At 42.1% G+C, this 15,073-nt stretch carries 16 protein-coding genes; 7 read left to right on the top strand and 9 right to left on the bottom strand.

Annotation, left to right across the window (positions count from 1 at the left end):
* Positions 1 to 109 precede the first annotated feature (109 nt).
* Together H9647_RS02075 and H9647_RS02070 are read left to right on the top strand one after the other, a co-directional pair.
* Complete coding sequence (locus tag H9647_RS02075; RefSeq protein ID WP_191797732.1) at positions 110 to 637, top strand: phosphatase PAP2 family protein; 528 nt, start codon at positions 110 to 112, stop codon at positions 635 to 637.
* 55 nt (positions 638 to 692) lie between these two features.
* Positions 693 to 1,826: an MGDG synthase family glycosyltransferase gene (locus H9647_RS02070; RefSeq protein WP_449867017.1), complete on the top strand. Its 1,134-nt coding sequence runs from the start codon at positions 693 to 695 to the stop codon at positions 1,824 to 1,826.
* Between the two features lie 68 nt (positions 1,827 to 1,894).
* Here the strand turns inward: H9647_RS02070 and trmB are convergent, their stop codons facing one another.
* Together trmB and H9647_RS02060 are read right to left on the bottom strand one after the other, a co-directional pair.
* Positions 1,895 to 2,644 carry a tRNA (guanosine(46)-N7)-methyltransferase TrmB gene (gene trmB / locus H9647_RS02065; protein WP_191797728.1) on the bottom strand — a complete coding sequence of 250 codons (750 nt, stop codon included), beginning with the start codon at positions 2,642 to 2,644 and terminating at the stop codon, positions 1,895 to 1,897.
* Positions 2,645 to 2,792: 148 nt separating this feature from the next.
* Complete coding sequence (locus H9647_RS02060) at positions 2,793 to 2,990, bottom strand: hypothetical protein (protein ID WP_191797726.1); 198 nt, start codon at positions 2,988 to 2,990, stop codon at positions 2,793 to 2,795.
* A gap of 293 nt (positions 2,991 to 3,283) precedes the next feature.
* Between H9647_RS02060 and H9647_RS02055 the strand changes: the two genes are divergently transcribed.
* Genes H9647_RS02055 through H9647_RS02040 form a run of 4 tightly spaced genes read left to right on the top strand, consistent with a single transcriptional unit; the run spans position 3,284 to position 6,836 of the window.
* Positions 3,284 to 4,234, top strand: a complete 951-nt coding sequence (locus H9647_RS02055) for a TIGR01212 family radical SAM protein (RefSeq protein WP_191797724.1) — start codon at positions 3,284 to 3,286, stop codon at positions 4,232 to 4,234.
* A gap of 3 nt (positions 4,235 to 4,237) precedes the next feature.
* Positions 4,238 to 4,822: a tRNA (mnm(5)s(2)U34)-methyltransferase gene (locus H9647_RS02050; RefSeq protein ID WP_191797722.1), complete on the top strand. Its 585-nt coding sequence runs from the start codon at positions 4,238 to 4,240 to the stop codon at positions 4,820 to 4,822.
* A 57-nt stretch (positions 4,823 to 4,879) separates the two neighbouring features.
* A complete protein-coding gene (locus tag H9647_RS02045) occupies positions 4,880 to 5,851 on the top strand; it encodes a type I phosphomannose isomerase catalytic subunit (RefSeq protein ID WP_191797720.1) in 972 nt (323 codons plus the stop codon).
* Between the two features lie 49 nt (positions 5,852 to 5,900).
* Positions 5,901 to 6,836, top strand: coding sequence for an alpha/beta fold hydrolase (locus tag H9647_RS02040; protein WP_191797718.1), 936 nt, complete (start codon positions 5,901 to 5,903; stop codon positions 6,834 to 6,836).
* A gap of 80 nt (positions 6,837 to 6,916) precedes the next feature.
* Here the strand turns inward: H9647_RS02040 and H9647_RS02035 are convergent, their stop codons facing one another.
* From H9647_RS02035 to H9647_RS02025, 3 genes are all read right to left on the bottom strand, one after another.
* Positions 6,917 to 7,441 (bottom strand): YfiT family bacillithiol transferase, encoded by a 525-nt coding sequence (locus tag H9647_RS02035; RefSeq protein ID WP_191798615.1) that lies wholly within the window; start codon positions 7,439 to 7,441, stop codon positions 6,917 to 6,919.
* Between the two features lie 106 nt (positions 7,442 to 7,547).
* Entirely contained in the window at positions 7,548 to 8,801 is a 1,254-nt protein-coding gene (gene odhB / locus H9647_RS02030; RefSeq protein WP_191797716.1) for a 2-oxoglutarate dehydrogenase complex dihydrolipoyllysine-residue succinyltransferase, read from the bottom strand.
* A 6-nt stretch (positions 8,802 to 8,807) separates the two neighbouring features.
* Positions 8,808 to 11,699 carry a 2-oxoglutarate dehydrogenase E1 component gene (locus H9647_RS02025; RefSeq protein ID WP_191797714.1) on the bottom strand — a complete coding sequence of 964 codons (2,892 nt, stop codon included), beginning with the start codon at positions 11,697 to 11,699 and terminating at the stop codon, positions 8,808 to 8,810.
* A 722-nt stretch (positions 11,700 to 12,421) separates the two neighbouring features.
* Here H9647_RS02025 and H9647_RS02020 point away from each other — a divergent pair.
* Complete coding sequence (locus H9647_RS02020; RefSeq protein WP_191797712.1) at positions 12,422 to 13,507, top strand: Gfo/Idh/MocA family protein; 1,086 nt, start codon at positions 12,422 to 12,424, stop codon at positions 13,505 to 13,507.
* Between the two features lie 61 nt (positions 13,508 to 13,568).
* Here H9647_RS02020 and H9647_RS25935 read toward each other — a convergent pair whose 3' ends face one another.
* From H9647_RS25935 to H9647_RS02005, 4 genes are read right to left on the bottom strand one after another with little or no spacing between them, the layout of a single operon-like run.
* The gene (locus H9647_RS25935) at positions 13,569 to 13,694 is read right to left on the bottom strand and encodes a hypothetical protein (protein WP_263621301.1); all 126 of its coding nucleotides are present in this window, start codon (positions 13,692 to 13,694) and stop codon (positions 13,569 to 13,571) included.
* A 3-nt stretch (positions 13,695 to 13,697) separates the two neighbouring features.
* Positions 13,698 to 14,156, bottom strand: coding sequence for a GNAT family N-acetyltransferase (locus H9647_RS02015; protein WP_191797710.1), 459 nt, complete (start codon positions 14,154 to 14,156; stop codon positions 13,698 to 13,700).
* A 54-nt stretch (positions 14,157 to 14,210) separates the two neighbouring features.
* Positions 14,211 to 14,504 (bottom strand): antibiotic biosynthesis monooxygenase family protein, encoded by a 294-nt coding sequence (locus H9647_RS02010; protein ID WP_191797708.1) that lies wholly within the window; start codon positions 14,502 to 14,504, stop codon positions 14,211 to 14,213.
* 16 nt (positions 14,505 to 14,520) lie between these two features.
* Positions 14,521 to 15,060, bottom strand: a complete 540-nt coding sequence (locus tag H9647_RS02005) for a DinB family protein (protein ID WP_191797706.1) — start codon at positions 15,058 to 15,060, stop codon at positions 14,521 to 14,523.
* Positions 15,061 to 15,073 lie beyond the last annotated feature (13 nt).

Genomic DNA, 15,073 nt, shown 5'->3' with positions numbered 1-15,073 from the left:
TTTTTTACAGGGTGTAAATGGGTTATTATTGAAAGGGATATCATTTAAAAATATGATAAACTAGGATTAATACTCATTGTGGACGCAATTGATGCAGGGGGATGGTTATATGAGCCGTTTTTTCGTAAGACTACAAGCATTCGAACAAAAAATTTTTATGTGGATTAACGGACGTCTTCATAACCGTTTTCTAAATTTTTGGCTTTACTACTTAACTCATTTGGGTGGGGCAACATTTACGATCGCAGCTTCTCTTCTCATTGCTACACTCGCACCCGAGCCATGGAGACAAGCTGGTTATATGGCTTGTGTATCCTTAGCGATTAGTCATATTCCTGTTGCCGCAGCGAAGAAGCTGTATCCTAGGATCAGACCTTATCTGGCGCTGCCTGGTACAAATACGTTTCGTAATCCCCTATCTGATCATTCTTTTCCATCCGGTCATACTACCGCGATTTTTTCTGTCACGGTTCCTTTTATGATGATCGTACCCAGTGTAACCATCGTTCTACTGCCTTTAGCAAGCATTGTCGGTTTCTCAAGAATCTATCTTGGATTACATTATCCTTCTGATGTACTTGCCGGAGCAGTAATCGGGACTTCAGTTGCACTCGGAACGGTTGCATTTTGGCCATGATGTTTAGTATCTTTGAATGACAGAAAACAAAGAGCAAGGAACAGGTGAGCTGAGAGTGACCAAAAAAAGAGTGTTGTTATTATCTGAAGGTTTCGGAGCCGGACATACTCAAGCAGCATACGCACTCTCGAGCAGTTTAAGGAGACTCTCATCTGATGTGCAGACGAAAGTGCTTGAATTAGGGAGTTTTCTCAACCCGCATGTTGCTCCCCTTATTATAAATGCCTACAAAAGAACGATTACAAAACAACCCAAGCTTGTTGCACTTATGTATCGAAAACAGTATAAAAAACCAATTAATCGTTTTGCAACGCTCGCCTTACACAGACTTTTTTATACCCATACAAGGAGCATTGTAAGACAGCTTAAACCCGACATTATTGTCTGTACTCATCCAATACCAAGTGCTGTCATCGCTCGTCTTAAACGTCTAGGAGTTGAGGTTCCGTTATGCACTGTTATAACGGATTATGATGTTCATGGAACCTGGATTAGCCCTGAAGTCGATCGGTATCTGGTTTCAACCACTGAAGTCCAGCTCAAGCTTATTGACCGTGGTGTTCCAAAAAATAAAATTCAGGTGACCGGTATTCCGGTCCATCCGAATTTTTGGGAACATCCAAGTCGTGAAGAGATCCGCCTCAGGTTCGAGCTGAAAGACATGCCTACGGTCCTTGTCATGGATGGTGGCTGGGGACTTATGACCGATGAAATTGTGAATGAGTACCTTGCTCAGTGGCAACAAAAGGTCCAATTGATCTATGTACTCGGAAATAACGACAAAGCCCGAGCCCAAATGGAGCAGAATCCACTTTATCAAAAGCCCAACATTCATATTATGGGATTCACCAGAGAAATCGACAAGCTGATGGAAGTAGCTGATGTTCTTGTGACGAAACCTGGCGGAATGACTTGTTCAGAAGGACTCGCGAAAGGTATTCCGATGCTGTTTCATAACCCCTTACCTGGTCAGGAAGAAGAAAATTGTCTGTATTTCACAGAACAAGGACTTGGGGAACCTATCACCTCTTTAGATGTGGTCGAAAAATGGATGAATCGTCTCCTTAGTGAGTATGAATCGATTGTCGAAACAAGAGAGCGTCACTTAAAAGAGATTGAGAAATTTCATCCAATGCAGAGTGCGAAAAGCATCATTGAAATGGTCGAAACAAGAAAGGTGCCTTTATAAAAAGGCACCTTTCTTATTTTCCACTATTCAAATGTTATGAGGACAAGCAAGTAAACATTCCCATTTTTTTAATTTTGTTCTTGTTCTTGTTTGCCTGTACTTTCTGTTAAACGATACTTCTTCAAACGCGTTGCATTATATTCAGCAAGGGCTTGTTCACCAATAATAACCTCTACACGGTGAATGTTCATTCCTTTGCCCATAAATTTCTGTTCGTATTCTGTCATTACATGCTCTTCATTGATCCCATCACGGTGCAAGTTAAGCGAAATATTAGTCATTTGAAGACCATAATCAGCAAATGAGTTAAGTGAAAACTCAAATAGAGTCTCTGAGTCAGTCTTGAAGTGAATCTGCCCTAAACTGTTCAGCACCTCTTTATACTTATCAAGAAAACGCGGATGAGTCAGTCTTCTTCTTGCATGTTTTGATTTAGGCCACGGATCACTGAAGTTCAAGTAAATTCGTTCCACTTCACCTTTTTCAAAAACATCGAGAATATCTTCAATGTTTGCGAGTGCCAATTTAAGGTTTGGCGGAGTTTCGACACCTTCTGGCTCCCAAGCTGATCTAGCCTTATCACTTGCACGGCGAACAAGCTCATCATACATATCGATTCCGATATAATTGACTTCCTTGTTTCGATAACTCATCTGACTGATAAACTGCCCTTTACCCATACCGAATTCAACGTGAATTGGTCTATCATTTCCAAACAATTCCGACCATTTTCCTTTATAATCAGCAGGATTCAGAATAACAAGGTCCTTTTGCTCTTCTAAACTTTCACGAATCCCTTTTCTGCCCCTTAAACGCATAACTCTCCTCCGTTATATAAAAAATTCATCGGCATTAATTGTGCCTAAATATCAGTGAAAAGTAAAGATAAAAGAAAAAGGAATCACACACTGCACCCATTAGGCACGGCATATAATTCCTTTTTCATTTATTGGAATTGGGGTCCAACTACTTTAACAGTTCATAGTCTACCTTATCTTGGGTAGAAAAATCAAATGTCTTTTCGAAGGCTCTACGTATTTTTTTCTTGGCAATTGTTTCAACTTGTGGGTTGTTATTGAACCTTACTCCCGTAAGTGCTAGTGCTTCATCCGCTGTAAGCTCAACCGTTACTTTGTTCTGTCCTGCTTTTATTATCGAATTCATGTTATCACCTCATTATTAGTATGGCCGAGACGAGCAAAATGTATGAATTCTAGCGAAATTGTAAGCAATAATTTTAAGGTCTGACCTAGTTATAATATAACATTACTGTGTAAGGTTTACAATAGGAAAGCGCTTATTTTTTAAAAATTTGTCTGTGATCTTTTTCTCTCTTTTGAGAGAGGGAATTCCCCTTTTACAAAGCTTTTTGATACAATAGAAAAGGTTATCGTTAACTCAAATATCAACCTTACTTTTCCATATACAGAACGAACTTAGTCAAAAGGAGTATTGATATGAATTTACCAACTTCCTCTCCTCTACTCTGGGGAGACAAACGATTCCACACATGGAACTATGAAATGCGGGAGCAGTTTGACAATAAGGTATTTAAAGTCATGCTCGATGCCGGTTTTACTTGTCCCAACCGAGACGGCTCGATCGCAAAAGGCGGCTGCACTTTCTGCAGCGCGAGAGGCTCTGGCGATTTTGCGGGATCAAGAAGAAATGACTTGGTAACGCAGTTTAATACCATTCGTGACCGCCAGCATCAAAAGTGGCCGAATGCAAAATACATTGGATATTTCCAGGCATACACGAACACTTATGCTCCTGTTGAAGAACTGCGAGAATACTTTGAAGTGATTTTAAAACAGCCGGGAGTAGTTGGTTTATCGATCGCGACACGTCCTGACTGTCTACCAGATGACGTGGTTGAATATCTTGCTCAACTTAATGAACGGACATATCTATGGATCGAAATGGGTCTGCAAACGATTCATGATTCAACTTCACAGTTAATTAATCGGGCACATGATACAAAATGCTATGTAGAAGCTGTTGAAAAGCTAAGGAAACACAACATCCGTGTATGCACACATATTATTCACGGACTTCCTCAAGAAACTCATGAAATGATGCTGGAGACAACAAGGGCAGTAGCGAACATGGATGTGCAAGGAATCAAAATTCATCTTCTTCATCTTATGCGCAAGACACCTATGGTAAAACAATACGAAGCAGGTCTTCTCCGTTTTCTGGAGCAAGACGAATATATAAAACTTATTGTAGATTCACTAGAAATTTTGCCGCCGGACATGGTTGTTCACCGCCTAACCGGAGATGCTCCAAGGGATCTTTTGATTGGTCCAATGTGGTCCCTTAAAAAGTGGGAAGTGTTAAATGGTATTGACGCCGAGCTAAAAGCTCGTAATACTTGGCAAGGGAAATACTGGAGGGGATATTAATTTATGGGTTTTCGATCTATTCTTAGCTGTGCTCACCTTTGGACGGCGGACAGGCTGCGTCCTGGAGACACAGCCATTGATGCTACGGTAGGGACAGGAGCAGACACTTTATTTTTGGCACGGACCGTTGGATCAAAGGGGCATGTCTTTGGCTTTGATATCCAAGAGCAAGCAATAGAGCTTGCAAAGAATAGATTTGCGAGTGCCCCTGATCAAGATAAACTTGCTCCCGTCACCTTTTTTACACAAAGTCATGGGGATATGAAAAATTATATCCCTTCCCATTTCCATGGTCATATCGGAGCCGTCATGTTCAATCTCGGATATCTGCCGGCGGATCAAGCTGATCCTTCTGTTATTACGCTTACTGCAACAACGATCTCTGCTTTGGAGGTATCCCTTGATCTACTTAGACCTAAAGGAATCCTGACTGTCGTATTATATCCCGGACACAAAGGTGGCGATGAAGAAGCACATGCAGTTAGTGAGTGGGCTGCGAAACTTCCTATAGCTATTGGTCAAGCAGTTACATACAGACAGTTGCAGAGAGCCACTTCCCCCTATCTCATCGCTATTGAGAAAAAATAACAGAATCTAATATGGGTAGAAGAAAGACTAAATTCATATCATAAGGAGAGAATAATCATGCAGAAGCCTTACCCGTTGCAATTTCAACCCGAGTTTAAGGAAAGAGTATGGGGCGGTCGCGCTTTAGAACAATTTGGTCTTACGATACCTGATGGACATATTGGGGAAGGTTGGATGATTGCTGATCATCCAAATGGAACAACAAAAGTGCTTAATGGGGAATTAGCTGGTCTTGGTCTTGACCAAATAAGAGAAACGTACGGACGAGATTGGCTTGGCAACAAGGGGGTTTCCGAACAAGGAGGCCGATTCCCTCTGCTCATTAAGTTGCTTGATTGTAATGATGATCTATCCATTCAGGTTCATCCTACCGATGATTATGCTGGACTTCCAAAAGGAGAACTCGGCAAAACAGAAATGTGGTATGTGCTTGATGCAAAACCAGATGCTAAAATTATATATGGTTTAAAAGAAAATGTTACTCACGATCAGCTGCGTGACGCACTCGAAAACGGTACGGTAATGGATACACTGCAGGAAGTACCCGTAGAAGCCGGAGACTCCTTCTTTATCCCAGCAGGTACAGTTCATGCTTTATGTGCCGGTGTGTTAGTTGCCGAAATTCAGCAAAACTCAGATACGACCTACCGGATTTTTGATTACAACCGCCCTGGCCTTGACGGTAAACCTCGTGAACTTCATATCGAAGATTCTTTAAACGTAACCGTATTCAAAAATACAGGGGCTACTTCGATGAAAACAAATCAGGCAGTTTCTGGTAACTGGCTTACGCTGGCTTCTTGTCCTTATTTTGTTGTCGAAAAAGGGATTGTAGCGGGTTCTTGGAACCTATCTACCACTCAAGATAGTTTTACCATTCTCGTTGTCTGTGAAGGCAGCGGCCAAATAATCTGGAATGATACGGAAAAGCTTGATCTAAAAGCCGGTCAATGTTATTTACTGCCTTCTAGCCTTGGAAGTTACAAGCTTGAAGGAAATACGACAGTTTTACGCTCTTATCTTCCATAATTTTTAAGTAACCACTAACCGCCATTCATTTTGGAAGGAGGATTTAGTCATGCAGGAATATACATTTCAAATGCTGGATAGTGATGAAGTCAATGTCTTTGTGTATCGGTGGGCTCCGGAAGATGAAGTACCTATTAAGGGGATTGTTCAGATCGCACACGGGATGTCCGAAACAGCGAAGCGATATAAAGAACTGGCTGAATGCTTGACTAAACACGGGTTCATCATCTATGCCAATGATCATCGTGGTCATGGAAAGACTGCGGTTGATCAGGGGATGTTAGGAGATGGCGGACCCGACGCCTTTAAGTGGATGGCAAAAGATATGGGCGAACTAGGAAAGTTCATACGCCAAGAGCATCCTAATTCACCTATTTTTTTACTTGGACACAGTATGGGTTCCTTCCTTACCCAAAAGGTAATGTATGCAGGTCCTCATTTGTATGAAGGCTATATTCTGTCCGGTTCCAATGGGAAACGGAGTTTACTGAAGCTCGGTCAACTCCTCGCTCATCTCCAAAGCCTTATTCAGGGACAGCAACGTCGAAGTTTTTTTCTAAATGCCGTTGTATTTGGGGGATTTAACCGCTCCTTTCGCCCTGCTGCTACTCCTTTTGACTGGTTATCAAGGGATGAACAAGAAGTACGGAAGTTTATAGATGATCCTTTATGCGGCTCTCTATGCACAGCTCGCTTCTACCAAGGTTTTTTCGAACTGCTTATGGAGATCCATCTTCCTCATCATCTTGCTAATATTCCTAAAGATAAGCCAGTCTATATCTTTTCAGGAGGGAATGACCCTGTAGGTATGCATGGCAAAGGAGTCCTTAATCTAGTAGAAATGTATAAAGAACTTGAGATAAGAGATCTGGAATATCGGATCTACCCAGAAGGCAGACATGAAATGTTGCATGAAATTAACCGTAAAGAAGTGGAAGAACATGTGGCCGATTGGCTCCTTCGTCATGTTCCTCCTTCCGTTTAATCTATAATCTAATCAAAAAACCTTTCTTGAAATTGAACTCACCATTCAATGACAAGAGAGGTTTTTTTGTCGTACTATGTCTACCACTCCATACGCCCGCGAAGTGAAGTAATATGGGCAGTATGATGAAGACTATGCCACGAATAGAGGCGTGCAAACTCGCCAAGAGTTATCGTCTTCTGAGAACCTGGATGATAAAATGTCCGCTGATAATCTTCTGGGGACAGTGAATGAAGCAGTGTAGCCCAGCGTGTATGAAGACCTTCTATGATATGTAAGGAAGGGGCAATTGGCATTAAGTTTGCGTCGGGCATGTCAGCCCATAACGTTTCTTCGTATGGTGTGATCGTTGGATTGCTCTCTGTTAAAGCGAGTTTACACCGAATAAAACTATTCATATGGCTATCTGCCACATGATGAACAACTTGCTTAACAGACCATCCATTCGGACGATAAGGAGTGTTTAGCTGTTCATCGGATAAATCTGCTACCGCTTCTTTTAACTTCAGAGGTAACTCTTCCAGATTTTTAATCCATTCTTTGAGGTTTTCCTCAGTTACGGGCTTATCTTCCTCTTGCCCAATCGGATATTGTAACTCTACAATACTCAGCATTTCCGTTTCCTCCTACTAAAACTGATATAAAAAGAAGAACAAGCCGCCACATAAGATGCGCGCACCTGTCCTTCTTATTATTCAATATTCCGCCTTCTTATCCTTCAAGCAACAGTGATTCTGGATCCTCTAACAATTCCTTCACCGTTACAAGGAAGCGAACTGCTTCGCTGCCGTCAATAATACGGTGGTCATAGGATAGGGCAATATACATCATTGGACGATTCTCCATACGCTCATCATCAATAGCTACTGGACGAACTTGAATCTTATGCATACCCAAAATCCCTACTTGAGGAGCATTCAGGATCGGAGTAGATAAGAGTGAACCAAATACTCCGCCATTTGTGATGGTGAATGTACCACCTTGCAGTTCATTCAGAGATAATGTGTTCGAACGCGCTTTAGAAGCAAGTTCTCCAATATTGCGCTCGATTTCGGCAAAACTCAAACGGTCAGCATCGCGGACAACAGGAACAACAAGTCCTTCTTTCGCAGATACAGCTATACCGATATCATAATATTTTTTAAGAATAACATCGTCGCCATCAATCTCCGCGTTAACTGTTGGAAATTGTTTTAATGCACCTACAACTGCTTTCGTAAAGAATGACATAAAGCCAAGTCCCACATCATGTTTTTCTTTAAATTTGTCTTTACGACGTTTACGAACATCAAGGATTGCAGTCATATCGACTTCGTTAAATGTAGTCAGCATAGCCGCAGTTTGTTGAGCCTCGACAAGACGCTTCGCAATGGTCGCACGGCGGCGAGACATTCTTTGACGTTCTACTGGTTTACTGAAGCTTGCTTGCTCTTTCGGAGCAGATGGAGCACTAGCAGACTTACTAGGTGATGCAACAGGCGCTGCTTGCACCGACCCATGAGTTTTCACATCTTCTTGATAGATACGTCCAATGGGATCGCGGCCCTGTACTTGATCGAGATCAATACCACGCTCACGAGCAAGCTTGCGTGCAGATGGAGAAGCTTTAGGGCTTCCACTCTCAGAAGTTTCCTCTTTTTGCTCACTTTGTACAGGAGCTGGTTCTGGAGCTGCAGGAGCCGGAGCTTCCGGAGCCTGCACTGACGTTGCCGCTGATTCCTTGGCACCTGCACCTGCTTCAAGTAGAGCAATTGCTTCCCCGATCTGTACCGTATCTCCTTCTTGGTGCAAGATACTGGTGATCACACCGCTTTCTTCCGCACTAATTTCGATATTTACTTTATCGGTTTCAACTTCTAGAAGTACATCTCCTTGATTAACAGAATCTCCTTCTTTAACGACCCATCTGGATATTGTCCCTTCCGTGATGGATTCCCCCATAGCCGGTACTTTAATTTCGCTCAAAGCAAGCTACCTCCCCAGTGGTATGTTTTTCTTCGAATTTTGTTTCAATACTTTAGCGAGAATTTGTTGTTGTTCTTGGATATGAACATGCTGGAATCCCGTAGCTGGGCTTGAATGTTCGATCCGTCCAGCATACTCCACCTTAATACCTTCAGGTGCAAGACCCCGAAGCTTAGGTTCCATATAAGTCCAAGCTCCCATATTCTTAGGTTCTTCCTGAGTCCATACGAGTTCTTTCAGATTGCGGAATCTAGCTAGTATCCGTTTAATTTCCTGTTCAGGGAACGGATACAGCTGTTCTACACGGATAATATGAAGCCAGGACCAGTCTTTTTCCTTATCCTTATCAATCGCCTCTTCTAGATCAATAGCTATCTTGCCGCTGCATAACAGTACGCGTTCAACCCCCTCTGACTGTATACCAAGGTTAGGTTGTTCGAGTACTGCCTGGAAACTGCCTTCGCTAAGCAGTTTTGCTGGCGATGCTACTCTAGGGTTACGAATGAGGCTCTTCGGTGACATCAATACGAGCGGTCTAGCATCGTCTGTTTCCGTCAAAGCAGCTTGACGGCGAAGTAAGTGAAAGTATTGCGCACTACTTGAGAGATTAGCAATAATCCAGTTATCATCCGCACTCATCTGCAGGAAACGCTCTAATCTTGCACTTGTATGTTCAGGCCCCTGTCCTTCACTTGCGTGAGGTAAAAGCATAACCAAACTCGAATTCTGAGACCATTTTGAACGGCCAGAAGATATAAACTGATCAAAGACAACTTGAGCACAGTTAGCAAAATCGCCGAATTGTGCTTCCCAGATGACAAGCGTCTCTGGAGAGAAGACATTATATCCATACTCAAATCCAAGAACGGATTCTTCCGATAAAGGACTGTTATGAAGAGCAAACGACGCTTTAGCTTGTGGTAAACGATGCAGCACGTTGTACTCTTCTCCTGTCTCAGCATCATGAAGAACAAGGTTACGATGGGCAAACGTTGCACGCTGTGCATCTTGACCCGTCATTCGAATTGGTTTGCCATCCGCAAGGATGGAAGCAAAGGCCAATGTTTCAGCCAAACTCCAGTCTACCTTTTCTCCCTCATCCAAAGCATTCTGACGACGTTGTAGAATCCTCTGCAGCTTCGGATACACCTTGAATCCTTCCGGCCATTTCAGTAATTCTGAATTGATCTCGCGAAGTTTATCTAGTGGCACGCCAGTAGGCATATTCGTCATTCGTTCTGGTTTATCCAGACGCTTGGTGCCAGCATCTACTTTATCATGAACTTCTTCATGACTTACCGTTCCTTGTTTTACTTCCTCGTAAGCCTGTTTCAAGACACGCTGAGCTTCCGTTCGGTATTCAGTCAGTAGATCCGATGACAATCCTTTTTTGCTAAGATACTCAGCGTACAGCTCGGTAACTAATGCGTGTTTTTTGACCTTTTTGTACACAATAGGTTGTGTCGTTTCCGGATCATCTGTCTCATTATGACCGTAACGGCGATAACCAATCAGATCTATTAAAAAGTCTTTCTTGTACCGGTTACGGTACGCTGATGCAAGTCTCATCGCGGCAATACATGCTTCAGGATGATCCGCATTAACGTGTACAATCGGAATTTCATACCCTTTTGCCAGGTCGCTAGAATAAAGCGTAGACCGTGAGTCATCGCTGTTCGTTGTGAAACCTACTCGATTATTTACGATAACATGAAGTGTTCCGCCATTCTGGTAGCCTTTCAGCGCTTTGAAATTCAAAGTTTCGGCTACAATACCTTCACCAGGAAAAGCAGCGTCACCGTGCATTAGAATCGTGGCGGCTTTGGATACATCCTGTTTAGGATAACCAGAATCACTGCGTTCTTCTTGAGCCGCACGAGCGAAACCTTGAACGACAGGGTTTACGTACTCCAAGTGACTCGGGTTATTCGCAAGTGTGATTTTGGCCTGAGTGTTATCATCTTTTTTAAGCGTGCGTGTAGCACCTAAATGATATTTTACGTCACCCGTCCATCCATAGTTCACACCGGAAGATGATTCCGAAGGAACCAGATCCCTGTTTATCGCTTGATGGAACTTCGAGAAGATTTTGCCGTAAGGTTTTCCAAGAACATGTGCAAGAACATTGAGGCGTCCCCTATGAGCCATCCCCATTAAAATATGACGCGAACCTGCATCCATCATCGTATCAATAAAGGTGTCAAGCATAGGGACAAGCATGTCATTACCTTCGATAGAAAACCATTTTTGTCCGACGAATGTCTTGTGCAAAAATTGCTCAAACTGTTCTACTTCTACCAAACGTTTTAAAAGTGTTTTTCGTTCTTCTTCTTTAAGTTCCTCTTGTAATTTACCCGACTCAATATATTCATTAAGCCACTTCCGTTCCTCTTCGTCCTGAATATGAGTGAACTCAAAAGCGATCGGCCCTGTATACAATTCATTCAGACGTGTAATAGCGTCCAAAGCTGTTTTGGTCGTCTGATCTGCATTCTCCCAAACAATAGAGGCCGGCAATGATCTTAAATCCTGCTCGCTAAGACCGAAATGCCCAGGAGATAGAAGATCTGTATCTGTATTTTCACTGATTCCAAGAGGATCAATATTCGCTTTTAAATGACCGAATCTTCGTATATTTTGAACTAATTCGCCTATTGTAACCGCTTTCCTCAAAAGATGGATATCAGCTATACCGGAAGCAACTGTACTCCCTGTCTCATTAATAGTTATTATTTCCTCTTCAGGGGGAGGTCCCCATTGCTCAAAAAGCAAACGATATTCAGCATCTACTGAATCCGGATTTACTGTAAAAATCTCGTATTGTTCTTGTACGTAACCCATGTTAGGTCCGTAATAAGCTTTCCAAGGGCTTTGCATATTGCCATCTTCGTTAGCCATAAATGTTCCCTCCGTCAATTATTTTGGATTGTTCCAGGACGGAATACCATATAAAAATGTAATCAATTAAAAACATATTATAATTCGTTAATGTGAAGAGAATATGAATTAACTTCAGTAATGAATCGCTCTTTGGTCATTCTCATCTTTCATTACATTACTACATAGTTCATGAATTACGGGCACTCACACTAAATCTAAATCGGTGAGTTTCTTTTTTTTCATAAAGTAGTAGATGTAATCTGATGCTCATGTTAGCCCAAGGCGGTCACCTCATTTAATTATTCTACCGATCCCAAGGGATGGTTTTAATTCCTAATTCTATTCTATAAACATTTGAAGCGAAGAGCATTTCCAATTTTAAAGGTAATTGATGCATTTATTAGATGAATCAATTTACGCATCAATACACCAATTATTGATTCTACCAAATAACGAGTAAGAAAACAAAAATCATGCAAATCTTCTCTCATAAAAGAAGTTAACTATACCTGTATAGTACCCCACTTTTCACGATTTGAATGGATTTTATACTTTTCCGCCTAATGGACAAGTTGATCTTACGTTTTTACGTTCTGAAGTTTCTTCCCCTGCTGAGTAGAATTATTTTGATGCTAACAAGAATAAATATAAAACATTGGTTTCATTCAGCCACATTGTGGTAACCATAAGGCAAGACGTAATTTCATTAATCGATCGATTTGGTAAAGGAGGAATGATGCTTGGAACGTACAATTAAAATCGGAATCATTGGAAGCGGGGGCATTGCAAGAGCTCATGCAAATGCATATAAACAACTTGATTATGTAGAGGTTGTAGCCGTTGCGGATATTATTCCAGGCAAAGCATCCTTATTCATAGAACAAACGAATCTGCCTATGGCGAAAGCCTATGATGATCACCTTCATCTGCTGGAACTGGATTTAGACGGCGTCAGCATCTGCACACCGAACTTCTCTCATTACAATATTACCATTGATGCACTGAATGCAGGAAAACATGTCATGGTAGAGAAACCGATGTCTGTAACACTCGATCAAGCTATTGAAATGGTAGAGGCTTCTAAGCGCACGGGAAAGATGCTTACTGTCGGATTTCAACCCAGATACGATCCAAATATGCAGGCCATTCGCAGCCTGATTCAAGATGGACAGCTTGGGAAGGTATATTTTGCCGAAGCAGGCGGTGGCCGTAGACGCGGTATGCCTGGGGGTACATTCATCAGAAAGGATCTTGCCGGCGCAGGAGCTATGGCGGACATTGGCTGCTATTCTCTAGATATGGTTCTCCATGCGCTAGGTTATCCTAAGCCGCTTACGGTATCTGCCTATACCTCCAATTATTTTGGCACAAATCCAAAATATCACCCCGAAGCAAATATGTTTAACGTAGAAGACTTTGGAGCAGCGATGGTTCGATTAGAAGGCGATATTTTGTTAAGCTACAAAATCTCCTGGGCTATGCATATGGATACACTCGGACCCACGATGTTTCTTGGAACCGATGCCGGTTTAAAAGTTACTCCTGCAGGAAGCGGTCCTTGGAGCGGAGGCTGGGAAGGCCGAATCGGCAGTATGACGCTGTATCACGACATTGCTGGTCATCATACAGAAAGTCCTCTTCCTATTCAACATCACCAGATCAATTTATTTCATGCAAAGATTTTTGACTATGCTAATGCGATTCAAAAGCGGTTACCAGCTCCCATACCGGGTGAGCAAATTTTATATAATCAGGCGATCATTGACGGAGTTCTCCGTTCCTCAGCCGCAAAAAAAGAAGTGACGATTGAAATTCCTGATTTATAGCATTGCAATCAAAAAAAACCAAAAAGCCATCTATCCTGCGGAGGATTACGATGGCTTATTTTCATATTAAATCTTCTCGCTGCTTCAACTCTTTGACCTGTTCTTCGAGACGCCTTATTCTTTTGATTAAGCTATAAATAATAGGAGTATAAGCTGCACAAGTAATGACTAGAATCTCAATAATCATATGCTACACCTCCTTGGACAGACGTAGCATATCTACACAAGGTATACCATTTTCTATAATAGGGTCAGGATAGTGTTTAATAAAAAAGTCACGGTCAATTCCAGTGATCCGGAACCCTTCTCTTTGATAAAATCCCAGCTGATCCAGACTTGAATTTCCAGTGCCGATCTCCATAGTCGTGGCTCCCTGATCCTTTGCTTGATCAAGTGCATAGCGCAGCAATACTTTTCCTATGCCCTTACCCTGACACTCCTCTTTCACTGCCAAATTTACAATCTCATAAGTTTGCGGCCTGGTATGCAGCAGCACCACAATTCCTATAATTTCTCCATGAGATACGGCCACGCTTATCTGTCCGCGGTGAATGTATTCGTCTATCACCGCTTTAGACGGATCCGCAAGGAGTAATAGGTCATAAGGTACGGGATCTTCCTTCTCAAGTGACCGGATCGTGTATTCCACATGTGTTCCCCCTTGATGCGGCAGAATTCAAGATTGTATTTTTTAGGTCACTACTTACAGACTGACCTTCTTGAAATGTTCTACTACTGGAAAAGGATCATAGTAGTGATGAAGGATCTTCTTCCACTGCTGATAACCTTCAGAACCTCGAAATCCAATCGTGTGATCCTCCAGTGTTTCCCATTGAACTAGCAGCAGATACTGATGATCTGCCTCCATGCATTTATACAACTCGTGATGAATATACCCTGTCATGCTTGATATGATCGTAGATGCCTTAGCAAAATCTTGTTCAAAAGCAGACTCATTCCCTTTTGTTACATACAGCATGGCACTTTCCAGAATCATCGTACATCGTTCCTCGTTATAAAGATTTAGACATATCTTCAAGTTGTTTCATATGATGGCGATCATGCCAAATAAAATCTTCAACATAACTTTGTACAGTAAAAGGTCCGCCATCAAGTCCCCTATATTCTTTCGACCAATCCTCAGCAGGCAACTCATGAAGCGCGCGGATAATCTGCTCACGGTAATGAAGCGTTTCTTGCACTAGCTCTTCTATACTAATTGTATGTGCATGTTCACGTGCCGCCTCATTAAATACATCAAAATCCAGATGCTGAATTTGCAGCTGTTTCTCTTCTCCAGAAATAATCAAAGATATGGCACCTTCCCAAAAATAACGATCCCATCGCATCATATGACTAATCAGTTCACGAACCGTCCATTTCTCAGCTGCAACCGGGGTATCCCAAAGCGTATTCCTCTCTATACTCCACTTACGGAACCAGTCATGCCATTCGTGAAAAGACACGATCAAGGAATTTTTTTGCAGTGTATTCACTTCGCCTTCATCCCCTCGCCAGAAATAGATTGGAATAGATATCAATTCTGAATTCATTCGTCAAGATACA

Origin of the sequence: Paenibacillus gallinarum, assembly GCF_014836635.1 — a bacterium.
Classification (GTDB): domain Bacteria; phylum Bacillota; class Bacilli; order Paenibacillales; family Paenibacillaceae; genus Paenibacillus; species Paenibacillus gallinarum.
Note: the sequence above shows the minus strand (reverse complement) of the source record. Positions and strands in the feature narration are given on the sequence as shown.